The following is a 25,081-nucleotide window of genomic DNA, read 5'->3' on the forward strand; positions in this document are numbered from 1 at the left end:
TTTTTAGTAGTTACTGACAATTATCGTATTTATGCATATGTATTCGTCGAAATGTTTATATTTTTTTTTGCCATCGTCAGACAATCTTTCCACACATAATTTCTTATAATAACGAAAAAGTGTAGAAAGGGGATTATGAAATGACGAGTGTTGAATGGTATGAAACAGTGAATGTAGACGACCAAAAATCGGGGGCGAGAAAAAGGCAATTGTTTATAGGTTCCCTATTTTTTTTAACAGCCTTTTTTTTAGCTCAATCTGTTGTGTTTGAAGCAGCTGTACCTTTCTCTGTCCCTTTTTGGGCGATTATTCGCAGTAAATATAAAGAGTATGCGAAATTCGTATTATTTGGCGGTTTAATAGGCTGCTATTTCCTAGGTTTTGGACAAGTCCTCATTCTAGCATTACAAATAGGCATGTACGAGTGTATAATGCGTTTCCGATATTGGCGACTCCCCCAAAGCATTGCCGTATCCCTTGCTGTACTAAGCGTACAAGTGCTGTGGCAGGGCATAATGTATCAAGGTCTTCCGCCAGTGCTTGTACAATTTTATGTAGGTTGTGAGGTAGCTTTAGCGCTTATTATGACGTTATTTATGCAAGTGCTCTTCATCAACTCTTATGAGTGGTTTACAAGTAATTGGACATATGAGCGGCTAGGTTCGGCGTTAGTTGTATTTGCTGCCATGCTAACGGGGATGCAAGCGGTCGTCATTAGCTATTTCTCGTTGCCGATTTTTTTATTGCAAGTTCTAATTTGCTTCGGTGCATTTGTAGGAAGTGTGCCACTAGCAACAGTTATAGGAGCGATACTTGGAACGCTTATCGGAGTGGCTAAGCTATCATTTACAGGCATGCTATCGGTCATTACCTTAACAGGTCTTTGTGCAGGTATGGCAGCACGTGCAGGAAGATTTGGCGTGGCGATTGGTAGTATTTTGCCAAGTGTGTTTTTTCTATTTTATGATGCAACATTACCTTTAGATAGTGTGTATTTCACTTCCATAGCTTTAGGCAGTATTGCTTTTTTAGTTATTCCTAAAAGCTATTCAGATAAAGTACGGCATAAGCTTTTTCCACAACGAGAAGAAGTTTTATTAGCAAGGCAGCATTGGTTGACAGAGCATGTTACATTTAAGCTAGAGCACTTTCAACACTTCGTTCATTTCATGAAAGAATTAGTCTTTGAACGCTTTATGACGGCTCCTGTAGCGGTGAAGGAAGAAGTTTCCCCTATGAATACTTGTTTAAGCTGTTTCCGTCATGATCGATGCTGGGGAGCACAAAATAACGGCATGGACAAGCTAATGACGGATTGGTTTCATATGAAAGGCGTAGGGAAGGAGTCTGCTATCCATCGAGTGGAAGAACAAATACGTTATAAATGCGTTAAATCAACGAAAATATTCGAGGAGCTGGATACGGAGCTTTATAGAGAACGAATAAATGGCCAGTATTTTCACGGTAAAAAAATGATTGCATTACAACTACGTGATATGAGTAATCATCTTAATCAGCTTATCGCTGAGATGAAAGAAGAAACAATTTCATTTGTTAGTGTGGAGAAGGATATTGTTCAACGATTAAAAGATGCCCATATAGAATGTTTTCAACTTGATGTGCTAAGCAATAAGGCGGGAGCACGAAAAATCGTATGTGCATTAGCACCTGCACGTGTCGACTGGGAAGAGGACACGACACTGGCGGAGCGTATGATTTTACCGATTTTATATGATACTTTTGATGAGCCATTCGAAATTGAAAAGGTAGTCGAGTGCGATGTACCATTTCGTCACATACAAGTAAGCTTTAGGTCAGCTATTAGCTTTGAAGTAGAGTATGATATATATAGCATGTCAAAAGATGCAACATTGTATTCTGGTGACTCACACGCACTGTTCCAATTGCATCCAGGGCTATTTGCGATATTATTGTCCGATGGTATGGGACAGAGTAAAGAAGCACAGCATGAAAGTAGAAAATTGATTCATTTAATGCGGGAATGCTTGAATTTCAATATGAATCCTGAGACGGCTATGCATACTTTGCATTATGTGATGTCACTAAAGCAACAAGACGATATGTACGCAACGCTTGATTTTGCTCTTGTGGATTTACAACATGGTGACTTATGGTCGTGGAAGGCAGGAGGCATGTCTACCTATATTTTACGTGGTAAAGAGGTATTGAAAGTAGAAAGTAACGCAGCACCAGTTGGCTTTTTGTCGATCTCAGCAGTAGAAGCTGAAAAAAGAAAGCTTAAGGCAGGCGATGTCATTCTTATGCATTCAGACGGTCTGTTTTCAAGTGTCGCCGACTGGGATGAACAGGAAGAAGCGTTTTTAGCGTTCGCACAACAGGTAGCAAGCACAAATAAAACAATTCAAGATAAATTAACAACGATTATGCAGTCCTTCCAATCGTATTATGAAATAGAAGATGACTGTACAGTGTTAATGTTAGAAGTTACCCACGTCGTACCAACATGGGCGGTATTTAAACCAGTCCAATATTCCATGAGCCAGTCTTCATAAAAGAGAACGAAAAGGGGAGGAGAAGCGTTTGTCATTTGAATTAAAGGTCAAACAATTTATTGATGAAGAGCAACTACTACAGCAAGACGATCATCTTCTCATCGCCGTTTCGGGTGGTGTAGATTCTATGGCGCTACTCCATTACTTTATTAAAACAAAAGAACAATGGGGGATTGAAATCGAGGCAGTGCATGTCGATCATATGTTAAGAGGTGAGGCTTCAGCAGAGGATCGAGCTTTTGTGCAAAATTATTGTGATAAATACGGCATTACATTGCATTCAACAGCGATTCCAATTCCAGAAATTTTAGCATCAGAAAATGGCAACTCGCAGCTAATTTGCCGTAGAGAACGTTATCGTTATTTTGGTGAAATCATACATACAACGATGGCAACCAAGCTTGTAACTGCACATCATGCGGACGACCAACTGGAGTCAGTATTAATGGCCTTGACGAAAAATGCCACGATGAATAGTATGCAAGGTATTCGCTCACAGCGTTTTTTTGAAGGAAAATCATTAATTCGTCCGTTTTTAACGGTTACAAAGTCTGAAATAAGGGAATATTTACAGAAGCAAGGCTTGAATTATCGTGAAGACGCGAGCAATACGAAAGATTCCTACGTAAGAAATCGCTTTAGACACCACGTAGTACCACTATTGGAGGCGGAAAATCCACGTGTAGCTGAGCAGACGAGTCGTTTTACAAAGCATTTGCAAGAGGATGATGCGTACTTAATGACCCTTGCACAAGACATATTTTCAAAAACAGTAAAAATATACAATGGAAATATGTATAGTATGGAGATAGAAGCGTTTGAAATGGTAGCACCTGCTTTACAAAGGAGGCTCATTTTAATACTATTAAACTATCTTTACAAAGATTCAAATACGATACAAAGTTATGCTATTTTAACTTCGCTTTCAAAGCTTTGTGAAACAACATCTGGGTATGCTGAAATTCACTTGCCAGAAGGTTTTATAGCAGTTCGCCGTTATGGCAAATTGACGATTCAAAAAAGCAATTCATTAGAAAGTGAGATTTATCCAGAAAAAGGATTTGTTTTAACTGCTAATGGAGAGGCGATAATGATAAATGGTATTCGTCTATCTGTCGTTCGTCTGTCTGAATTGGCACCTGATTTGCTTACGGATTCTGCACAACTTTTTTACTTTAACGCTAACAAACTTACACTTCCACTCTATATTAGGGCACGTAAGGAAGGAGACCGAATGCTGTTAAAAGGAATGGATAAGCCGAAACGTTTATCTCGCCTTTTTATAGATGAAAAGATTCCTTTAAATGAGCGAAATAGCTGGCCGTTACTGATTTCTCAATCTGACGAGGTCGTAGCGGTAATTGGTGTGCGTATGGGGATTTACTTTTCAACAACCCCGCAGCCAAGCGATGATACAGTGCTCATCGTAGACTAATGGTCTTTGTAAAATATTTCACCTACATACAGGTTGAAAATTTTTGAAACAACACGAGGAGGAATCGATATGTTACAAAATGACATCGAAAAAATTATGATTACAGAAGAACAACTGCAAGAAAGAATCGCCGTGCTAGGTGCCCAATTAACAGAGGAATATAAAGATTCATTCCCATTGGCTGTTGGCGTACTTAAAGGTGCGATGCCATTCATGACAGACTTAATGAAACGTTTCGATTCTTTCATTGAGCTAGATTTTATGGATGTTTCTAGCTATGGTAATGCTACTGTTTCATCTGGGGAAGTAAAGATTTTAAAGGATTTAAATACAAGTGTGGAAGGGCGTGACGTATTAATTATCGAGGACATCATCGATAGCGGATTAACGCTTAGCTACCTAGTAGATTTATTTAAGTATCGTAAAGCAAAATCAATTAAAATTGTTACGCTTTTAGACAAACCGTCAGGACGAAAAGTAAATCTTGCTGCTGATTATGTTGGCTTCAAAGTTCCAGATGGCTTTGTAGTTGGATATGGTTTAGACTACGCGGAAAAATACCGCAACTTACCATACATCGGTATTTTAAAACCGGAAGTTTATTCGTTTTAATGCTTAAATATCCACTTGGTTTTCCGAGTGAAAACAGCGTTAAGCCTCCAGTGGATGCACAGGTGATGAATTGTTAAAATACTATTCAATTCGGACACATAAAAGGCTGTGCCCAAAAGGAATCACCAAGTGTAAATACGCTGGGATTGTAATTAGTAGGAATAAATATGTTTAGATTTCGACAAAATTCTAACGAAACTTTTTTTAAGTAAGGCTTTTCGTTGTATGATGAAATCATGATATGTTAAGATTTTACTTATAATTTTTCTGTTTGTAATGAGGAGGCTGGAGATGAATCGAATATTTCGATATACCATATTCTATTTACTGATTTTCCTAGTGATCATTGGTATATTTGGTACTTTCAACGGTGGTAATTCGCCGACGAAAGAAATTACTTACCCAGAGTTTTTAGAAGCTCTTGATAAGAATGAAATTACAGAAGCAAAAATTCAACCTGATAAATCAGTATATATTGTTGAAGGTACGATGAAAGGTTATGAAAAAGGCGAAAGTTTCACAGTAAACCTTCCCCGCGATAACCAATCATTGATGGATCGAATCGATGCAGCTGCTAAGGATAAGAATAGCAATATAGATTTCTTGAAAGCACCAGAAACGAGTGGATGGGTACAGTTCTTTACAGGTATTATTCCATTCATCATTATTATCTTCTTATTCTTCTTCCTAATGAGTCAATCTCAAGGTGGCGGCAATAAAGTAATGAGCTTTGGTAAAAGTAAAGCTAAGCTTTATGATGACCAAAAGAAAAAAGTCCGTTTTACTGATGTAGCGGGTGCAGATGAAGAGAAGGCTGAGCTTGTAGAGGTCGTAGATTTCTTAAAAGATCACCGCAAATTCACTGAAATTGGCGCTCGTATTCCAAAAGGTATCTTACTTGTAGGTCCTCCAGGTACAGGTAAAACATTGCTTGCTCGTGCAGTTGCTGGTGAAGCTGGCGTACCATTCTTCTCGATTTCAGGTTCTGACTTCGTAGAAATGTTTGTCGGCGTAGGGGCTTCACGTGTACGTGATTTATTTGAAAATGCGAAGAAAAATGCTCCATGTATCATTTTCATTGATGAAATTGATGCTGTTGGTCGTCAACGTGGCGCTGGTCTTGGCGGTGGTCACGATGAACGTGAGCAAACATTGAACCAATTATTAGTTGAAATGGATGGCTTCGGTGCAAACGAAGGTATTATTATTATCGCAGCAACAAACCGTCCAGACATCTTAGATAAAGCGTTATTACGTCCAGGTCGTTTTGACCGTCAAATTACAGTAGGACATCCTGATGTAAAAGGACGTGAAGCAATTCTAAAAGTGCATGCACGCAATAAGCCTTTATCGGATTCAGTCGATTTAGCAGCTGTAGCACAACGTACACCAGGCTTCTCTGGTGCCGATTTAGAAAACTTATTAAACGAGGCAGCACTTGTAGCAGCTCGTAAAAGTAAACGTTCGATTAATATGGCAGATATCGATGAGGCGTCTGACCGTGTAATCGCAGGTCCAGCAAAAGCTAGCCGTGTTTACTCAGCAAAAGAGAAAAAGCTTGTATCCTTCCATGAAGCTGGTCACGTTGTAGTAGGTCTTGAACTTGATGAAGCGGATACAGTTCATAAAGTAACGATTGTCCCACGCGGTCAAGCGGGCGGTTATGCAATTATGTTGCCGAAGGAAGAACGTTTCTTCACTACGAAACAAGAGCTTTTAGACCGTATCGCAGGACTACTTGGTGGTCGTGTGGCAGAGGAAATTGTGTTAGGCGAAGTATCGACTGGAGCTCATAATGACTTCCAAAAGGTAACAAGTATTGCACGTGCTATGGTTACAGAATATGGCATGAGTGAAAATCTTGGAGCAATGCAATTTGGGTCAAGTCAAGGTGGCAATGTATTCCTTGGTCGTGACTTCAATTCAGATCAAAACTACTCTGATTCAGTTGCTTATGAAATCGATAAAGAAATGCAAAAAATTATCGATACGCAATACGAACGTACTAAACGAATCCTTACAGAAAAACGTCATTTACTTGATTTAATTGCGAATACATTAATGGAGAAAGAAACATTAAATGCGCAAGAAATTGAGCATTTACGTGATCATGGTGTCCTACCAGAACCAGAAGCGGTGGAAAATGTTGAAGACGAAGCGCCAAAAGCTGAAGCACAACCGTCATTAGAAAAAGTCGGGAAGCCAGTTCTTGAAAAAGAATTGCTAAGTGATGCGCCAACACCAACAACAGCGGATCTACCAAAAGAAGGTTCGGAACAAAATGATGCACCAAAAGGAATCGACGAAAAGCGTGAGTAATCACGTTAAAGACTGCTTATGAATTTCATAAGCAGTCTTTTTCTTTGCCTTTTTTTGGCCTGAAGCATTAGGATATAAATAGTATATTATGCATTTGCGTAATGGATAGGAGTGTTGGATATGGGTAATGTAACATTGAACAATGGTCTAGAAATGCCTTTAGTAGGTTATGGCGTATTCCGTGTGCCAGATGGAGATGATTTGGCTGAGGCTGTTAAAACAGCTATTGCAAAAGGCTATCGTAGTATAGATACTGCGCAAGTGTACCGTAATGAGGAAAGTGTCGGGCGAGGAATCCGTGCCGCAATTGAAGAAGGGCTAGTTTCCCGAGATGAGCTTTTCATCACTTCTAAAGTTTGGAATGACGGACTTTCTTATGAAGAGACACTTGCTGCATATGATAGTAGTTTAGAAAAATTAGGTTTAGATTATTTAGATTTATATTTAATTCATTGGCCAGGTTTAGATACGAATTATATCGATTCATATAAAGCGCTTGAAAAAATCTATCAGGACGGACGAGTTCGTTCAATAGGCGTAAGTAATTTCCATGTGCATCACTTAGAACTTTTGTTAAAAGAAACGACGGTTATTCCAGTTATTAATCAAATTGAGTTCCATCCCCATTTAACGCAAGAAGAAGTGCGTCACTTTTGTAAAGAGAACGGTATTCAAGTGGAAGCATGGTCTCCGTTAATGAATGGTTCTTTGTTAGAGGAAGAGTTGATTCAACAGTTAGCAAGTAAATACAGTAAAACACCAGCGCAAATCGTTTTGCGATATGATGTTCAGCATGATGTTGTCACAATACCAAAAACAATGACTCCAGCACGTATGACTGAGAACTTACATGTTTTTGATTTTGCTTTAACAGATGAGGAAATGGCACAGTTAGATGCTATGAACGACGGCTTGCGTTGCGGTCCAGATCCTGAAAAATTTAATTTTAAATAATGTTTAAGGAGCTACTTGCTAAAATGTTGAGTAGCTCCTTTTATCGTGAGTAGGAATGCTGTTTCATTGTCTTAAAAGTGTGGTATCATTTTCTAAAGTGTTCAAACTTTATTTAGTGTTCATTACTGAGCCTTTTTAATATAAAGTAGGGGCGACTAGTCATTGTAGGTAGGTTTGCACAAATAATGCAAATTAGCATATGGCATAAAGGTGAATTTGATATGGAGGCATCGTCCATGATTTTAGTTTTGGATGCAGGAAATTCAAATATAGTATTGGGAGTCTATGATACCAATGACCAGCTAGCTTTCCATTGGCGAATGGTAACAGATCTTCACAAAACAGAAGACGAATATGCAATGCAAGTATTAGCTTTTTTTAATCATGCAGGCATTTCATTTGAACAAATTACTGGCATTATTATATCCTCGGTTGTACCACCAATTATGTTTTCATTAGAATCTATGTGTCAAAAGTATTTTCGCAAAAAACCACTAGTAGTTGGACCAGGTGTGAAAACAGGATTGAATATAAAATATGAAAATCCTCGTGAAGTTGGTTCAGATCGTATTGTAAACGCAATAGCAGCATTAGATGCTTATAAAGCACCGTTAATTATTGTGGATTTTGGTACAGCGACAACATATTGTTATTTGAATGAAAAAGGCGATTACATGGGTGGCGCTATTGCACCAGGAATTTCTATTTCAACTGAGGCACTTTATACGCAGGCAGCTAGGTTACCGCGTATTGAAATACTACGTCCTCCACATATTGTTGGAAAAACTACCGTTTCTGCAATGCAGGCGGGCATTTTTTATGGTTTTGTTGGACAAGTTGAGGGCATTGTTAATCGCATGAAAGCACAAAGTAAGGAAGAGCCGCTTGTTATTGCAACAGGTGGGCTAGCAAATTTAATTGCTGGAGAGACGCAAGCTATTGATGTAGTCGATCCATTTTTAACATTAAAGGGTTTATATAAATTATATAAACGCAACCAATAAGAAAAGAGGGACTTTTCATTTATGAAAGATTATTTAGTTCGTGGGTTAGGTTTTAATGGGCAAGTGCGTGTTTTTGCCGCATGTACAACAGAAACGGTAGGGGAAGCACAACGTCGACATAATACATGGCCAGTTGTATCGGCAGCTCTTGGTCGTTCAATGACTGCTGGTGTAATGATGGGCGCAATGTTAAAAGGTGAAGAAAAAATTACGATTAAAGTGGAAGGTAATGGTCCAATCGGCCCTATGGTGATTGACAGTAACGCCCGTGGTGAAGTGCGTGGTTTTGTGACAAACCCTCATGTGCATTTTGATTTAAACGAGCAAGGCAAATTAGATGTACGAGCTGGTGTTGGAACAGAAGGTGCATTAACGATAGTAAAAGATCTTGGCTTACGTGATATGTTCTCTGGACAAACACCGATTGTATCAGGAGAAATTGCAGAAGACTTTACTTACTATTTTGCTACATCTGAACAGGTGCCTTCATCTGTAGGGCTTGGTGTGTTGGTAAATCCAGATAATTCAATTCTTGCAGCGGGTGGCTTTATTCTTCAGCTTATGCCAGGCTGTGAAGAAGAAACGATTGATGCAATCGAGCAGCATTTAGCAACAATTGAACCTGTTTCAAAAATGATTGAAAAAGGTTATACACCAGAGCAAATTTTAGAAGCTGTATTAGGAGAAGGGAAAGTCCAAATTTTAGATTCAATGCCGGTTGAATTTAAATGTCAATGTTCAAAAGAGCGATTTGGAGCAGCAATTTTAGGCTTAGGTTCACAAGAAATCCAAGAAATGATTGATGAAGATGGAGAGGCTGAAGCACAATGTCACTTCTGCTTAGAAACGTACCATTTCTCAAAAGATGAACTAGAAGGATTTATTGATGAGCTCAACGCGTAATCGTAGACCACAACCATCTTCAACAAACCAAACGCCTTTATTGCAACGCCGTTTAAAAACAAAGCCGGCTTTAATAGTTTTCTCTATATTATTTTTAGGAAATTTTTTATGGTTTATTGCTTGGTTAATTCCGAATAACGGTAAGGAAATCGGTAGCGACGAACAGGTCGCTACCGTTGATGGTGATGTGATAACTCGCCAAGAGTGGATGATTGCTATGGAAGAACGCTATGGTAAAGAAACACTCCAAAATTTAGTCAATGAATCGGTTATGGAAAAGGCAGCTGATAAATATAAAATAAAAGTGTCTGATAAAGAAATTAATTTAGAGCTTGCGTTAATGCGTTCAGCTCAAGATAAATTTGATACGGCATTGCAAAATTTATCAGCTGAGCAGCTAAAACAAAAAATTCGCTCAGGTCTAATTTTAGATAAAGTACTGACTAAAGATGTAGTTATAAAAGAAGATAGTATTCAAAAATACTATGAAGAAAACAAAGCGCTATACAATACTGAAACAAGCTATCGTACGAATTTCATTGAGGTGGATTCAAAGAAAGCTGCTGAAGAAGCGTTAAGTGAACTGAAAAATGGCTCCGATTTTTCTGTGCTTGCACGTGAAATTTCAATTGATAGTGCTTCAGCAAGCTTAGGTGGAGATATCGGTTTCCTAACTGAAAAGCAGGGCAATATTGACCCAGCTATTTTGAAGGCAGCGAAAGCTTTATCAGCAAATGAGGTTAGTAAGGCATTTAAGTTAGACAACGGACATTACGGAATTGTGCAAGTTCAAGAAGTAATAGAAGGTCAATCCTTTACATATGACGATGTGAAAGAACATATCGAACGAGAGCTTGCGTTGGAGCAACTACAACAATCGATAACACCAGAAGCATTTTGGTCTGAGTTTAAGGCAACTTGGTATTATGGTGAGGAAAAGAAATAATAAAAGGAAGCCAGGGAGTAGTATACTTTCTGGCTTCTAATAAATATTCTGAAAATATAAGTTTTATTGATTGACAATTCAACTGAAAAATTGATAAAATACAAAATAAGTAAAACCTATAAAAATAGTAGGGATTAGGAGTGGATTGATAAATGAGTAGATTAGCAAACTCGGTAGCTGAATTAGTTGGTAAAACACCAATTGTAAAATTAAATCATGCAACAGGTGAAAACGAAGGTACTGTTTATGTTAAATTAGAGTATTTTAACCCAGGAAGCTCTGTAAAAGACCGTTTAGCGTTAGCAATGATCGAAGCTGCTGAACAAGACGGCACGCTAAAACCAGGTGGCACTATTATTGAACCTACTTCAGGTAATACTGGGATTGGATTAGCAATGATCGCTGCAGCTAAAGGATATAAAGCAATCTTAGTAATGCCAGAAACAATGAGTTTAGAGCGTCGCAATTTATTGCGTGCATACGGTGCCGATTTAGTGTTAACTCCTGGACCAGCAGGTATGAAAGGCGCTATCGCAAAGGCAGAAGAATTATCAGCAGAGCATGGATACTTTTTACCTCAACAATTCACAAACCCAGCTAATGCGGTTGTACACCGTTTAACTACAGGTCCAGAAATCGTAGAAGCATTTGATGGCTTAAAATTAGATGCGTTTATTGCGGGTGTTGGTACAGGTGGTACAATTACGGGTGCTGGTAGCGTATTAAAAGAGAAGTACCCTGAAATCGAAATTATTGCTGTTGAGCCAAAAGACTCTCCAGTACTTTCAGGTGGTCAACCAGGTCCACATAAAATTCAAGGTATTGGTGCTGGATTTGTGCCTGCAGTATTAGATACAGATGTTTACTCATCAGTATTCCCTGTAGAAAATGAAATTGCGTTTGATGTAGCTCGTAAAGTTGCACGTGAAGAGGGTATTCTATGTGGTATTTCGTCAGGAGCAGCAATTTATGCAGCAATCGAAACTGCAAAACGTTTAGGCAAAGACTCAAATGTTCTTGCCATTGTACCTTCAAATGGTGAGCGTTACCTATCTACACCTTTATATCAATTTGAAGACTAATAAAAATAAAAAAGGCTCTCCTACGAGTCTCGCAAACTGTAGGCAAACTCATTAAATTGAGTTTGCCTACAGTTTTTTCTTTTTAGAATAGTGATGACGACATGCTTTGTGCCATACGTTTCCTTTTTGCAGGCATGTATGTAAGCTGCACCCCTCAATATGCGCAGGAGCCCCCATTCGTCCACTACCATCAACTCTCTTTTGGCGTTTTGACAGGGAGCAAATGCAATTGGTACTGAAGTGTGCTGGCATTGTGCATACAATCTGTTGCAATATGAGGAATGGTTATAGTATTTAATTGTTAGCAAAAACATTCGCATCTTTTCATTTTTCTAGTTAAGATGGAATCACATCATATGATTCAAAGGGGAAGAGTAACGTGAACACATTATTTACCATAACGACGGAGATGGACGCAGACGCGTTTTTTTATAGTTATAAGAAGCAAACAGAACATGAACAAGCACATGTTTTTTTAGAGAGTGGACGTGGAGGGCATTATTCAATTGCGGCTTGGCAACCTCTTGCAACAGCCCAATCAATTGAAGGTGGTCTATTAGTAAAGTGGAGAAATGGGAGCAGTGAAATGTTATTAGGTGAGCCGCTTGATTTACTAGAACAATTAGTAGCTACCTATCAATTAGCTTATGACCCTGAGCTACCCGTTTTTCAGGGGGGTGCAATTGGCTTTGTGTCATACGATTACGCTCGAAAAATTGAAGAGCTACCAATAGTAGCAACAGATGATTTAATGGTGCCAGATATTTATTTTTATTTATTTGACTGTTGGGCAGTACATGATGTTAAGACAAATGCAGTGACGCTTATGAAGTTAGCAAACAGCGATGTAAATCTAGAAGAGCGCGCGCAAGCATGGCAAGTGGCGGCACAGGAAGGTTTACAATTACGAAAATTTGAAAAGACCAGTGCTGTTGAAGTGGTTAATGATGAAAGTGAATTACTTGTATCGTTCGCAGGAACGGATTTTGAAGCGGCAGTGAGAAAAATTCAAACATATATAGCACAAGGTGACGTGTTCCAAGTGAATTTATCTGTACGTCAATCTAAAACGCTAAATGCTACCGCGATGGATGTTTATGAGGCATTACGTGCATTTAACCCGTCGCCGTATATGGCATATATTGAAGCGCCTGAGTTCGCTGTTGTGTCAGGATCACCTGAGTTGCTTGTAAAGCGCCATGGTAATGAGCTATCAACACGACCAATAGCAGGTACACGTCCAAGAGGGAAGTCGCAAGAGGAAGACATTGCATTGGCGCATGAATTGATTGATAACGAGAAAGAGCGAGCTGAGCATGTAATGCTTGTAGATTTAGAGCGTAATGATTTAGGGAGAGTTTCAGCCTACGGAACTGTTGAAGTAGACGAATTTATGGTGATTGAACGCTATTCACACGTGATGCATATTGTGTCAAATGTTCGTGGTGAAATAGCTGATGGAAAGACAAATGCAGATGTTGTGCGAGCGATGTTCCCAGGCGGAACGATTACGGGCGCACCTAAAATTCGTACGATGGAAATTATAGAAGAACTGGAACCCGTTCGACGAGGATTATATACAGGCTCTATTGGTTGGCTAGGCTATACAGGAGATATGGAATTAAATATTGTGATTCGAACGGCATTTGTTAAAGATGGCATGGCTCATATACAAGCGGGTGCAGGTATTGTCATAGATTCTGTACCAGAAAGAGAATACCAAGAGTCTCTAAATAAAGCAAAAGCAATGTGGCAAGCGAAAGCTATGGCGGAGGAGCGAGCAAAATGATTTTAATGATTGATAACTATGATTCTTTTACATATAATCTTGTGCAGTATTTTGGTGAGTTTGGACATGAATTAATTGTGAAAAGAAATGATTCGTTAACGATTGCAGATATTGAAAAACTTGCGCCTGATATGATTGTTATTTCTCCAGGACCTTGTAGTCCGAACGAAGCGGGTGAAAGTTTAAACATTATTCGTTATTTCGCGGGAAATATTCCTATTTTAGGTGTATGTCTAGGACATCAAGCAATTGCCCAAGTATTTGGCGGACATGTTATTCGTGCTGAGCGTTTAATGCACGGTAAAACGTCTCCAGTGTTACATGCGGAAATAGGGCTACATGCAGGTATGCCCAATCCATTTAAAGCAACGCGTTATCATTCCCTTATTGTGGAGAAAGAATCATTACCAGAATGCTTGGATGTAACAGCATGGACGGAAGAAGGAGAAATTATGGGTATTCGTCATAGAGACTATCCAATAGAAGGTGTGCAATATCATCCAGAATCTATTATGACCGAACAGGGGAAAAAGCTTCTGCGACATTTTATTGAATTGTATGTACAAGGAGCGAAGCAAAATGCAGTGCTGGATTAATGGAAACTATCTAGCGGCGGATGAATTACGAATCTCACCATTTGACCACGGCTTTTTGTATGGGTTAGGTTTTTTTGAGACGTTTCGTACTTATAACGGGAACGTGCTGTTTTGGGATGCCCATATGGAAAGGTTGCAAACGGCACTCTTACAATTCCGCATTCAAATGCCATATACAGAACAGGAATTGCTTGCTGTTTGTGAACGATTAAATGCAGTAGCGGGTGGACAAGATGGTTATTTTCGTGTAAATGTATCTGCTGGTGAGCATGGTATAGGTTTGCAACCGAGGGAATATACCCAACCTAATGTTATTATCTTTCGTAAAGAATTACTTGATGCACCGCGTGGCAAAGAAAAAACAGCACAATGGTTGGAGACAAGACGGAATACGCCTGAGGGTGAGCTACGTGTAAAGTCACATCATTATGGCAATAACGTTTTAGGAAGATTTGAAATGCCCTCATTGGCTGAACAGGAAGGTTTCTTTTTAACAGAGACTGGTTATGTCGCGGAAGGTGTCACATCAAATATTTTCTGGGTGAAAAATGATATACTATATACGCCTTCTTTAGAAGCTGGTATTTTGCCTGGGATAACGCGAGCATGGGTAATTGAGCGTGCACAATCACTAGGTATTGAAATACAAGAAGGTCTTTTTACTAAAAATGATGTGGAGCAAGGCAGCGAATGTTTTATTACAAACTCTGTGCAAGAGCTTGTTCCAATTTGTAGATTAGAAGATATACAGTTGTTAGGCAATAGAGGACCTATTTATTTGCGTTTACATGAAGCGTTTGTCAAAGAAGTGGAACAAGAATAGAAGGAGCGTCAAAATGCTAGAAAAATATATCACACCGTTAACGATTAACGGGATTACATTAGATTATACAAGCGAAACTTTCGTGATGGGTATTTTAAATGTCACGCCAGATTCTTTTTCTGACGGAGGAAAATACAATAACGTCGAGGCAGCGGTAGAACAAGCTAAAAAAATGGTCGCTGATGGGGCGAAAATTATTGATGTAGGCGGCGAATCGACACGCCCTGGCTATGAGCGTATTTCTGATGAAGATGAAATTGCTCGCATTGTACCAGTAATTCAGGCGTTAATAGCAGAAGTACCAGCGATTATTTCGGTTGATACGTATAAAGCGAACGTAGCACGTGCTGCAGTTGAAGCGGGTGCGCATATTATTAATGATATTTGGGGTGCAAAATCAGAACCTGCCATTGCACAGGTTGCTTCAGAACTCAATGTCCCGATAATTTTAATGCATAATCGCGATAACATGGACTACGGAAATGATTTTTGGGCAACAGCAAAAGCCGACCTAGAAGAAAGTATTGCCATCGCTAAAAAGGCAGGTGTGCCAGATAAGCATATTATATTAGATCCTGGTATAGGGTTTGCTAAAACAACGTCTCATAACATTGCAATGATGCAGCATCTTGCTGATTTAGTGGACATGGGTTATCCAGTATTATTAGCAACTTCACGTAAATCAATGATCGGCAATGTATTGAAGCTTCCTGTAGAAGAGCGAATAGAAGGTACAAGTGCAACCGTTGTTTATGGTATAGAAAAAGGCTGCCATATGATTCGTGTACATGATGTAAAGGAAATGGCCCGTGCTTCACAAATGACGGATGTGTTAGTCGGCAAACGTATATATGAGGAGGAAGCATAATGGACTATATTCATTTAAAGGACATGCAGTTTTATGGTTACCACGGTGTTTTAGCGGCAGAAACAACACTTGGTCAACGCTTCCGTGCTAATGTTTCGTTGGCGGTCGATATGACAGAAGCGGGACTAACAGATGATTTAGCATACACTGTTAATTATGCGGAAGTATATGAACTCTGTCGTGACATTGTTGAGGGTGAGCCGTTTAAGTTAATCGAAGCACTCGTATCGAAAATGGCAAACAGTATACTTTCTGCTTACCCTGACAAAGTAAAAGGTGTTCGGGTTGAGCTCATCAAACCAGATCCTCCGATACATGGTTATTATAAAGAAGTTTCGGTTGAGATTACTCGAGGTGATTTCTGATGAATGATGTGTATCTATCTATTGGTACAAATATTGGTGAGCGCTATGAAAACCTTCAGCGAGCAATCGAGCTTTTGATGGAAAAAGAAGGCGTAGAGGTTATTCGTATATCTTCTATATATGAAACCGCGGCTGTAGGTTACACTGACCAAGCGGATTTTTTAAATATTGCGGTTGCTATTAGAACGAGCTGCTCTTCTTCGGAAATGCTGAAGATTTGTCAGTCGGTAGAGAATGAGCTAGGTCGTGTGCGAGAGTTTCGGTGGGGACCTCGAATCATTGACCTTGACATTTTACTCTACAATCACGAGAATATTGAAACAGAGAGTTTGCTTGTTCCACATCCAAGAATGTATGAACGGGCTTTCGTGTTAGTACCTCTAATAGAAATTACACCTACACCCGTGGGTGAGCAATTACAACGAGCGCATGACACGTTGAAACAGCTAAATTGCCAAGCAGAGGGCGTAATGCTATGGAAAGACTCATCGGATATGAGATTTATGCCGTCTATGAAATAATGTGCATAAGTCGGTAATACTTTAATATTTGTGCTTAGCTTAACGATCATGGTCTAAGCACTAACAATAGAGCTTTAGGAATGTAGGGTAAAAGCCCGTAGAAGGAGGAAATCGACGTTGAGTCAGACATCTGAGAAGCCGTTTCAAATTGGCGATATTGTCATGGACAACCGTGTCGTCTTAGCACCAATGGCTGGGATTTGTAACTCTGCTTTCCGATTAACGGTAAAAGAATTCGGAGCGGGGCTTGTATATGCTGAAATGATTAGTGATAAAGGAATCGTGAATAAAAACGAAAAAACGTTAGGTATGCTTTATATCGATGAACGTGAAAATCCCCTTTCATTGCAAATTTTTGGTGGAGATAAAACGACATTAGTAGAAGCGGCAAAGTATGTAGATGAAAATACAAATGCTGATATTATTGATATTAATATGGGCTGTCCAGTTAATAAAATTATTAAGTGTGAAGCAGGCGCTCGGTTACTGCTAGATCCTAACAAAATTTATGAAATGGTCGCAGCAGTTGTAGATGCTGTGAAAAAGCCAGTCAGCGTAAAAATGCGTATTGGCTGGGATGATGAACATATCTTTGCTGTGGAAAACGCGCAGGCTGCAGAACGTGCTGGCGCCTCTGCTCTAGCTGTTCACGGCCGTACTCGTGTGCAAATGTACGAAGGTAGAGCAAACTGGGATATTATTCGTCAAGTAAAGGAAAATGTTAATATTCCTGTGCTTGGCAATGGTGATGTTGAAACACCGCAAGATGCAAAACGTATGCTTGATACAACAGGTGTAGATGCGGTCATGATAGGACGTGCGGCATTAGGTAATCCGTGGATGATTTATCGTACAGTTCAGTATTTAGAAACAGGTGAGCTAAAAGACGAGCCTGGAGTGCGCGAAAAAATGGATGTATGCTTACTGCACTTTGAACGTCTACTGCAATTAAAAGGCGAGAGTGTGGCTGTGCGCGAAATGCGTAAGCACGCATCGTGGTATTTAAAAGGCATTCGTGGTAACGGTAAAGCTCGTAGCGCTATTAATCAAACCGAAACAGCAGTTGAGCTACGTGCGATTTTAAATGGAATAGTGCAAGAGTATGAAGAACTGGAGTCTGGCATTTTTGCACCCGAGCATAAAGAAATAGTTATATAAATAGAAAAGAGGCCTCTCCATTTTAACGTGAGATGCCTCCTTTTTATATGTTTGTCTGACAAGAATGAATAGAACTAACACTGGTATAGAAGTTATTTCTAATGCAGCTAACTTTAATTTTTAGAATTATTAATAATTTCAACTCTTTTGGAAATTAAACCGAAACAGATGAATACAGCTTTAAAATTGTGTACAATAGAAATATTATGGACGTAAACGCGGACAATTTAATAAGGAGTGAAACAAGTGTCAAATATAGAAGAGTTAAATGATCAGCTTTTGGTGAGACGTCAAAAGATGACTGCTATTCAAGAGAATGGACAAGATCCATTTGGTAGTCGATTTGAACGTACACACTTATCTACAGAAGTTCGTGAACAATTCGCAGATCAAACAAAAGAACAGTTAGAAGAAAACTTACAAGAAGTTATTATCGCAGGTCGTATTATGACAAAGCGCGGTAAAGGGAAAGCTGGATTTGCGCATATTCAAGATTTAGGTGGCCAAATTCAAATCTACGTTCGTCAAGACCATGTAGGTGAAGAAGCTTATGATTTATTTAAGCAAGCTGACCTAGGCGATATCGTAGGTGTACGTGGTAACGTATTCCGTACGCAAGTGGGAGAACTTTCAGTTAAGGCTGAAGGATTTACATTCCTAACAAAAGCGCTACGTCCAATGCCAGAAAAATTCCACGGCTTGCAGGATGTAGAACAACGTTACCGTCAACGTTACTTAGATTTAATGACAAATGAAGATAGCAAAAAAACATTTATTACACGTTCTAAAATTATACGTGCTATTCGCAACTATTTAGATAACGCAGGCTATTTAGAGGTGGAAACACCAATGCTTCATACTATTGCAGGTGGTGCAGCGGCTCGTCCGTTCATCACTCACCACAATGCATTAGATATGGAACTATATATGCGTATCGCTATCGAGTTGCACTTAAAACGTTTAATCGTTGGTGGACTAGAAAAAGTTTATGAAATTGGTCGTGTATTCCGTAATGAAGGAATTTCAACTCGTCACAATCCAGAGTTCACGATGATTGAGCTGTACGAAGCATATGCGGACTACAAAGATATTATGTCGTTAACAGAGAACTTAATTGCACATGTAGCACAAGAAGTACTTGGCACAACATCAGTTCGATACGGTGAAGATGAGATCAACCTAGCAGTGGGTTGGAGACGTGTTCACATGGTAGATGCTGTTAAAGAAGCTACAGGTGTAGACTTCTGGCAACCGATGACAAAAGAACAAGCTCAAGCACTTGCTCAAGAGCATGGAGTAGAAGTGAAGGCTGCACATGAGGTTGGACATATTATTAATGAATTCTTCGAGCAAAAAGTAGAAGAAACGCTAGTACAGCCGACATTTGTATTCGGACACCCAGTAGAAATCTCTCCTTTAGCGAAGAAAAATCCAGAGGACGAGCGTTTTACAGATCGTTTTGAGCTGTTTATCGTACGTCGTGAGCATGCAAATGCATTTACAGAACTAAATGACCCAATCGATCAACGCGAACGCTTTGAGGCACAATTAGCTGAAAAAGAAGCGGGTAACGACGAAGCGCACGAAATGGATAATGACTTTATTGAAGCTTTAGAATTCGGTATGCCTCCAACAGGTGGTTTAGGTATTGGTATTGACCGTTTAATCATGCTTCTTACAAACTCTCCATCAATTCGTGACGTGTTATTATTCCCAACAATGCGCCACACTGCTAAATAAAATTAAAATAAGGAGATCCTTTATATAAAAGGGTCTCCTTATTTTATTGTGAAATTACAAAAACAGCGGTATAGTAAAAATAGTGTTGTATAGTATCAATAAATGCAAAAATATGAAAGCTAGAATAAGCTATTAATAGCTTACTAATGACCTTTTTTTCATAAAATGATATTTTTATAGAAAAACACTTGCAGAGATTATAAAATCGTGATAAATTATTACTTGTCGCTAAGACGACGCAACATTAAGTACTACAAATTATTAATAACATCACAAAAAAAGTGTTGACATCAACATTGCAAAGTGGTAAGATATAAAAGTTGTCACTTCTTAAGGAAATAAAATATTTCAAAAAGTTGTTGACAAAGAAAATCGAAAATGTTATTATATAAAAGTTACTGAAATTAGCGGTAACGAAATGAACCTTGAAAACTGAACAAGCAAAACGTAATCAATATAGTTTTTAGTAGCTAACTTCGTTAGCGAACGAAACAAAATTTTGGACATCAAAATTGATGCCAGCAAAACAATTTGAGCTAATCAAATTTCTTTTATGGAGAGTTTGATCCTGGCTCAGGACGAACGCTGGCGGCGTGCCTAATACATGCAAGTCGAGCGGACAGATAAGGAGCTTGCTCCTTTGACGTTAGCGGCGGACGGGTGAGTAACACGTGGGCAACCTACCCTATAGTTTGGGATAACTCCGGGAAACCGGGGCTAATACCGAATAATCTTTTGTCTCTCATGAGACAATTCTGAAAGACGGTTTCGGCTGTCGCTATAGGATGGGCCCGCGGCGCATTAGCTAGTTGGTGAGGTAACGGCTCACCAAGGCAACGATGCGTAGCCGACCTGAGAGGGTGATCGGCCACACTGGGACTGAGACACGGCCCAGACTCCTACGGGAGGCAGCAGTAGGGAATCTTCCACAATGGGCGAAAGCCTGATGGAGCAACGCCGCGTGAGTGAAGAAGGATTTCGGTTCGTAAAACTCTGTTGTAAGGGAAGAACAAGTACAGTAGTAACTGGCTGTACCTTGACGGTACCTTATTAGAAAGCCACGGCTAACTACGTGCCAGCAGCCGCGGTAATACGTAGGTGGCAAGCGTTGTCCGGAATTATTGGGCGTAAAGCGCGCGCAGGTGGTTTCTTAAGTCTGATGTGAAAGCCCACGGCTCAACCGTGGAGGGTCATTGGAAACTGGGAGACTTGAGTGCAGAAGAGGATAGTGGAATTCCAAGTGTAGCGGTGAAATGCGTAGAGATTTGGAGGAACACCAGTGGCGAAGGCGACTATCTGGTCTGTAACTGACACTGAGGCGCGAAAGCGTGGGGAGCAAACAGGATTAGATACCCTGGTAGTCCACGCCGTAAACGATGAGTGCTAAGTGTTAGGGGGTTTCCGCCCCTTAGTGCTGCAGCTAACGCATTAAGCACTCCGCCTGGGGAGTACGGTCGCAAGACTGAAACTCAAAGGAATTGACGGGGGCCCGCACAAGCGGTGGAGCATGTGGTTTAATTCGAAGCAACGCGAAGAACCTTACCAGGTCTTGACATCCCGTTGACCACTGTAGAGATATAGTTTTCCCTTCGGGGACAACGGTGACAGGTGGTGCATGGTTGTCGTCAGCTCGTGTCGTGAGATGTTGGGTTAAGTCCCGCAACGAGCGCAACCCTTGATCTTAGTTGCCATCATTTAGTTGGGCACTCTAAGGTGACTGCCGGTGACAAACCGGAGGAAGGTGGGGATGACGTCAAATCATCATGCCCCTTATGACCTGGGCTACACACGTGCTACAATGGACGATACAAACGGTTGCCAACTCGCGAGAGGGAGCTAATCCGATAAAGTCGTTCTCAGTTCGGATTGTAGGCTGCAACTCGCCTACATGAAGCCGGAATCGCTAGTAATCGCGGATCAGCATGCCGCGGTGAATACGTTCCCGGGCCTTGTACACACCGCCCGTCACACCACGAGAGTTTGTAACACCCGAAGTCGGTGAGGTAACCTTTTGGAGCCAGCCGCCGAAGGTGGGATAGATGATTGGGGTGAAGTCGTAACAAGGTAGCCGTATCGGAAGGTGCGGCTGGATCACCTCCTTTCTAAGGATATTTTCGGAATACAAACCTTGGGTTTGTAAGATTACGTTTTGCGTTCAGTTTTGAAGGTTCATCATTAGATGAAACACTTCAAAACTTGTTCTTTGAAAACTGGATAAAACGACATTGAAATTGTAACAAACACATTTATTTTTTAAATTAAGTTTTTTAGGCTTAATAACTAATAATAGGGTTTCAAGACACAAGCAGTTCTAGGAAGCAATCGAGTGAATGAAGAAGCGTACTTACGTACGTGACTGAATGAACGAGTGAAGCTGACAACGAAATGCGCAGTGGATTGGAAGCCGTTAACGGTTAAGTTATTAAGGGCGCACGGCGAATGCCTTGGCACTAGGAGCCGAAGAAGGACGGCACTAACACCGATATGCTTCGGGGAGCTGTAAGTGAGCTTTGATCCGGAGATTTCCGAATGGGGGAACCCACTACGTTTAATCGCGTAGTATCTTGACGTGAATACATAGCGTCTTGAAGGCAGACCCAGGGAACTGAAACATCTAAGTACCTGGAGGAAGAGAAAGAAAAATCGATTCCCTGAGTAGCGGCGAGCGAAACGGGAAGAGCCCAAACCAAGAGGCTTGCCTCTTGGGGTTGTAGGACACTCTATACGGAGTTACAAAGGAATGAGTTAGATGAAGCGACTTGGAAAGGTCCGCCAGAGCAGGTAAAAGCCCTGTAGTCGAAAGTTTATTCCCTCCAGAGTGGATCCTGAGTACGGCGGAACACGTGAAATTCCGTCGGAATCCGGGAGGACCATCTCCCAAGGCTAAATACTACCTAGTGACCGATAGTGAACCAGTACCGTGAGGGAAAGGTGAAAAGCACCCCGGAAGGGGAGTGAAAGAGATCCTGAAACCGTGTGCCTACAAGTAGTTAGAGCCCGTTAATGGGTGATAGCGTGCCTTTTGTAGAATGAACCGGCGAGTTACGATTACGTGCGAGGTTAAGCTTTAGAAGGCGGAGCCGCAGCGAAAGCGAGTCTGAATAGGGCGAATTAGTACGTGGTCGTAGACCCGAAACCAGGTGATCTACCCATGTCCAGGGTGAAGGTGAGGTAACACTTACTGGAGGCCCGAACCCACGCACGTTGAAAAGTGCGGGGATGAGGTGTGGGTAGCGGAGAAATTCCAATCGAACTTGGAGATAGCTGGTTCTCTCCGAAATAGCTTTAGGGCTAGCCTCGTGATGAGAATACTGGAGGTAGAGCACTGTTTGGACTAGGGGGCCATCCCGGTTTACCGAATTCAGACAAACTCCGAATGCCAGATATTTATACACGGGAGTCAGACTGCGAGTGATAAGATCCGTAGTCAAAAGGGAAACAGCCCAGACCACCAGCTAAGGTCCCAAAGTAATCGTTAAGTGGAAAAGGATGTGGCGTTGCACAGACAACCAGGATGTTGGCTTAGAAGCAGCCATCATTTAAAGAGTGCGTAATAGCTCACTGGTCGAGTGACGCTGCGCCGAAAATGTATCGGGGCTAAACGATTCACCGAAGCTGTGGATTGACATCTACGATGTCAGTGGTAGGAGAGCGTTCTAAGTGCGTTGAAGTCAGACCGGAAGGACTGGTGGAGCGCTTAGAAGTGAGAATGCCGGTATGAGTAGCGAAAGACGGGTGAGAATCCCGTCCACCGTATGACTAAGGTTTCCTGAGGAAGGCTCGTCCGCTCAGGGTTAGTCGGGACCTAAGCCGAGGCCGATAGGCGTAGGCGATGGACAACAGGTTGATATTCCTGTACCACCTCCTCACCGTTTGAGAAATGGGGGGACGCAGTAGGATAGGGTAAGCGCGCCGTTGGTTGTGCGCGTCCAAGCAGTAAGGCGTGTGTGTAGGCAAATCCGCACACTGTAACGTTGAGCTGTGATGGCGAGTCCGTATGGACGAAGTTCCTGATTTCACACTGCCAAGAAAAGCCTCTATCGAGGTGAGAGGTGCCCGTACCGCAAACCGACACAGGTAGTCGAGGAGAGAATCCTAAGGTGTGCGAGAGAACTCTCGTTAAGGAACTCGGCAAAATGACCCCGTAACTTCGGGAGAAGGGGTGCTCTTGAGCGTGCAAGCGCACGAGAGCCGCAGTGAATAGGCCCAGGCGACTGTTTAGCAAAAACACAGGTCTCTGCAAAACCGTAAGGTGACGTATAGGGGCTGACGCCTGCCCGGTGCTGGAAGGTTAAGAGGAGTGGTTAGCGCAAGCGAAGCTGCGAATTGAAGCCCCAGTAAACGGCGGCCGTAACTATAACGGTCCTAAGGTAGCGAAATTCCTTGTCGGGTAAGTTCCGACCCGCACGAAAGGCGTAACGATCTGGGCACTGTCTCAACGAGAGACTCGGTGAAATTATAGTACCTGTGAAGATGCAGGTTACCCGCGACAGGACGGAAAGACCCCGTGGAGCTTTACTGTAGCCTGATATTGAATTTTGGTACAACTTGTACAGGATAGGTAGGAGCCAGAGATCTCGGAGCGCCAGCTTCGAAGGAGGCGTCGGTGGGATACTACCCTGGTTGTATTGAAATTCTAACCCATGCCCCTTAGCGGGGCAGGAGACAGTGTCAGGCGGACAGTTTGACTGGGGCGGTCGCCTCCTAAAAGGTAACGGAGGCGCCCAAAGGTTCCCTCAGAATGGTTGGAAATCATTCGTAGAGTGTAAAGGCACAAGGGAGCTTGACTGCGAGACCTACAAGTCGAGCAGGGTCGAAAGACGGGCTTAGTGATCCGGTGGTTCCGCATGGAAGGGCCATCGCTCAACGGATAAAAGCTACCCCGGGGATAACAGGCTTATCTCCCCCAAGAGTCCACATCGACGGGGAGGTTTGGCACCTCGATGTCGGCTCATCGCATCCTGGGGCTGTAGTCGGTCCCAAGGGTTGGGCTGTTCGCCCATTAAAGCGGTACGCGAGCTGGGTTCAGAACGTCGTGAGACAGTTCGGTCCCTATCCGTCGTGGGCGTAGGAAATTTGAGAGGAGCTGTCCTTAGTACGAGAGGACCGGGATGGACACACCGCTGGTGTACCAGTTGTCTTGCCAAAGGCATCGCTGGGTAGCTATGTGTGGACGGGATAAGTGCTGAAAGCATCTAAGCATGAAGCCCCCCTCAAGATGAGATTTCCCATTACGCAAGTAAGTAAGATCCCTCAAAGACGATGAGGTAGATAGGTTCGAGGTGGAAGTGTGGTGACACATGGAGCTGACGAATACTAATCGATCGAGGACTTAACCAAAAAGTTTGAAACATTCAATGAACCGTTTATCCAGTTTTGAAAGAATAAGAAAGCTTTAAAAAAAGCTTGTAATTATAACATTTTATGTTATA

At 41.4% G+C, this 25,081-nt stretch carries 17 protein-coding genes and 2 rRNA genes; all 19 read left to right on the plus strand.

All coding sequences use genetic code 11. From position 1 onward, the window contains the following. Positions 1 to 140 precede the first annotated feature (140 nt). The 19 genes from FH508_RS00460 (at position 141) to FH508_RS00550 (ending at position 24,989) form a co-directional block, all read left to right on the plus strand. Positions 141 to 2,534 (plus strand): SpoIIE family protein phosphatase, encoded by a 2,394-nt coding sequence (locus FH508_RS00460; RefSeq protein ID WP_228134265.1) that lies wholly within the window; start codon positions 141 to 143, stop codon positions 2,532 to 2,534. A gap of 28 nt (positions 2,535 to 2,562) precedes the next feature. Then, complete coding sequence (tilS, locus tag FH508_RS00465) at positions 2,563 to 3,969, plus strand: tRNA lysidine(34) synthetase TilS (RefSeq protein ID WP_228134266.1); 1,407 nt, start codon at positions 2,563 to 2,565, stop codon at positions 3,967 to 3,969. Between the two features lie 69 nt (positions 3,970 to 4,038). After that, on the plus strand, positions 4,039 to 4,581 hold the full coding sequence (gene hpt / locus FH508_RS00470) for a hypoxanthine phosphoribosyltransferase (RefSeq protein WP_228134267.1): 543 nt from the start codon (positions 4,039 to 4,041) through the stop codon (positions 4,579 to 4,581). A 291-nt stretch (positions 4,582 to 4,872) separates the two neighbouring features. Beyond that, entirely contained in the window at positions 4,873 to 6,900 is a 2,028-nt protein-coding gene (ftsH, locus tag FH508_RS00475) for an ATP-dependent zinc metalloprotease FtsH (protein ID WP_228134268.1), read from the plus strand. Positions 6,901 to 7,020: 120 nt separating this feature from the next. Continuing rightward, entirely contained in the window at positions 7,021 to 7,854 is an 834-nt protein-coding gene (locus tag FH508_RS00480; RefSeq protein ID WP_228134269.1) for an aldo/keto reductase, read from the plus strand. Positions 7,855 to 8,090: 236 nt separating this feature from the next. Beyond that, on the plus strand, positions 8,091 to 8,858 hold the full coding sequence (locus tag FH508_RS00485) for a type III pantothenate kinase (RefSeq protein ID WP_228134270.1): 768 nt from the start codon (positions 8,091 to 8,093) through the stop codon (positions 8,856 to 8,858). A gap of 21 nt (positions 8,859 to 8,879) precedes the next feature. Further along, on the plus strand, positions 8,880 to 9,761 hold the full coding sequence (gene hslO / locus FH508_RS00490) for an Hsp33 family molecular chaperone HslO (RefSeq protein ID WP_228134271.1): 882 nt from the start codon (positions 8,880 to 8,882) through the stop codon (positions 9,759 to 9,761). Next, positions 9,745 to 10,707, plus strand: a complete 963-nt coding sequence (locus tag FH508_RS00495) for a peptidyl-prolyl cis-trans isomerase (RefSeq protein ID WP_228134272.1) — start codon at positions 9,745 to 9,747, stop codon at positions 10,705 to 10,707. The genes hslO and FH508_RS00495 overlap by 17 nt, the downstream gene beginning before the upstream one ends. Before the next feature lie 152 nt (positions 10,708 to 10,859). Next, positions 10,860 to 11,789, plus strand: coding sequence for a cysteine synthase A (cysK, locus tag FH508_RS00500; RefSeq protein WP_228134273.1), 930 nt, complete (start codon positions 10,860 to 10,862; stop codon positions 11,787 to 11,789). Between the two features lie 409 nt (positions 11,790 to 12,198). Continuing rightward, positions 12,199 to 13,578, plus strand: coding sequence for an anthranilate synthase component I family protein (locus tag FH508_RS00505; protein WP_228134497.1), 1,380 nt, complete (start codon positions 12,199 to 12,201; stop codon positions 13,576 to 13,578). Then, on the plus strand, positions 13,575 to 14,174 hold the full coding sequence (gene pabA, locus FH508_RS00510; RefSeq protein WP_228134274.1) for an aminodeoxychorismate/anthranilate synthase component II: 600 nt from the start codon (positions 13,575 to 13,577) through the stop codon (positions 14,172 to 14,174). Before FH508_RS00505 ends, pabA begins: the two co-directional genes overlap by 4 nt. Continuing rightward, entirely contained in the window at positions 14,158 to 14,997 is an 840-nt protein-coding gene (gene pabC, locus FH508_RS00515; RefSeq protein ID WP_228134275.1) for an aminodeoxychorismate lyase, read from the plus strand. The genes pabA and pabC overlap by 17 nt, the downstream gene beginning before the upstream one ends. A gap of 13 nt (positions 14,998 to 15,010) precedes the next feature. Further along, the gene (gene folP / locus FH508_RS00520; RefSeq protein ID WP_228134276.1) at positions 15,011 to 15,865 is read left to right on the plus strand and encodes a dihydropteroate synthase; all 855 of its coding nucleotides are present in this window, start codon (positions 15,011 to 15,013) and stop codon (positions 15,863 to 15,865) included. Further along, positions 15,865 to 16,230 carry a dihydroneopterin aldolase gene (folB, locus tag FH508_RS00525; protein WP_228134277.1) on the plus strand — a complete coding sequence of 122 codons (366 nt, stop codon included), beginning with the start codon at positions 15,865 to 15,867 and terminating at the stop codon, positions 16,228 to 16,230. The genes folP and folB overlap by 1 nt, the downstream gene beginning before the upstream one ends. Continuing rightward, a complete protein-coding gene (gene folK, locus FH508_RS00530) occupies positions 16,230 to 16,751 on the plus strand; it encodes a 2-amino-4-hydroxy-6-hydroxymethyldihydropteridine diphosphokinase (RefSeq protein ID WP_228134278.1) in 522 nt (173 codons plus the stop codon). Before folB ends, folK begins: the two co-directional genes overlap by 1 nt. A 117-nt stretch (positions 16,752 to 16,868) precedes the next feature. After that, on the plus strand, positions 16,869 to 17,909 hold the full coding sequence (gene dusB / locus FH508_RS00535) for a tRNA dihydrouridine synthase DusB (protein WP_228134279.1): 1,041 nt from the start codon (positions 16,869 to 16,871) through the stop codon (positions 17,907 to 17,909). A gap of 237 nt (positions 17,910 to 18,146) precedes the next feature. Beyond that, positions 18,147 to 19,649 carry a lysine--tRNA ligase gene (gene lysS / locus FH508_RS00540; RefSeq protein WP_228134280.1) on the plus strand — a complete coding sequence of 501 codons (1,503 nt, stop codon included), beginning with the start codon at positions 18,147 to 18,149 and terminating at the stop codon, positions 19,647 to 19,649. Between the two features lie 550 nt (positions 19,650 to 20,199). Beyond that, positions 20,200 to 21,751, plus strand: a 16S ribosomal RNA gene (locus FH508_RS00545). Positions 21,752 to 22,061: 310 nt separating this feature from the next. Continuing rightward, positions 22,062 to 24,989 (plus strand): 23S ribosomal RNA (locus FH508_RS00550). The 16S and 23S rRNA genes sit together here, the layout of an rRNA operon. Positions 24,990 to 25,081: the final 92 nt, after the last annotated feature.

This window comes from Lysinibacillus sp. CD3-6 (assembly GCF_006351725.2).
Classification (GTDB): Bacteria; Bacillota; Bacilli; order Bacillales_A; family Planococcaceae; genus Lysinibacillus.

What these genes read in the sequence shown, in the direction of transcription:
- FH508_RS00460 (WP_228134265.1), top strand. Translation starts at nt 141, where the DNA reads ATGACGAGTGTTGAATGGTATGAAACAGTGAATGTAGACGACCAAAAA.
- hpt (WP_228134267.1), top strand. Translation starts at nt 4,039, where the DNA reads ATGTTACAAAATGACATCGAAAAAATTATGATTACAGAAGAACAACTG.
- ftsH (WP_228134268.1), top strand. Translation starts at nt 4,873, where the DNA reads ATGAATCGAATATTTCGATATACCATATTCTATTTACTGATTTTCCTA.
- FH508_RS00480 (WP_228134269.1), top strand. Translation starts at nt 7,021, where the DNA reads ATGGGTAATGTAACATTGAACAATGGTCTAGAAATGCCTTTAGTAGGT.
- FH508_RS00485 (WP_228134270.1), top strand. Translation starts at nt 8,091, where the DNA reads ATGATTTTAGTTTTGGATGCAGGAAATTCAAATATAGTATTGGGAGTC.
- hslO (WP_228134271.1), top strand. Translation starts at nt 8,880, where the DNA reads ATGAAAGATTATTTAGTTCGTGGGTTAGGTTTTAATGGGCAAGTGCGT.
- FH508_RS00495 (WP_228134272.1), top strand. Translation starts at nt 9,745, where the DNA reads ATGAGCTCAACGCGTAATCGTAGACCACAACCATCTTCAACAAACCAA.
- cysK (WP_228134273.1), top strand. Translation starts at nt 10,860, where the DNA reads ATGAGTAGATTAGCAAACTCGGTAGCTGAATTAGTTGGTAAAACACCA.
- FH508_RS00505 (WP_228134497.1), top strand. Translation starts at nt 12,199, where the DNA reads ATGGACGCAGACGCGTTTTTTTATAGTTATAAGAAGCAAACAGAACAT.
- pabA (WP_228134274.1), top strand. Translation starts at nt 13,575, where the DNA reads ATGATTTTAATGATTGATAACTATGATTCTTTTACATATAATCTTGTG.
- pabC (WP_228134275.1), top strand. Translation starts at nt 14,158, where the DNA reads ATGCAGTGCTGGATTAATGGAAACTATCTAGCGGCGGATGAATTACGA.
- folP (WP_228134276.1), top strand. Translation starts at nt 15,011, where the DNA reads ATGCTAGAAAAATATATCACACCGTTAACGATTAACGGGATTACATTA.
- folB (WP_228134277.1), top strand. Translation starts at nt 15,865, where the DNA reads ATGGACTATATTCATTTAAAGGACATGCAGTTTTATGGTTACCACGGT.
- folK (WP_228134278.1), top strand. Translation starts at nt 16,230, where the DNA reads ATGAATGATGTGTATCTATCTATTGGTACAAATATTGGTGAGCGCTAT.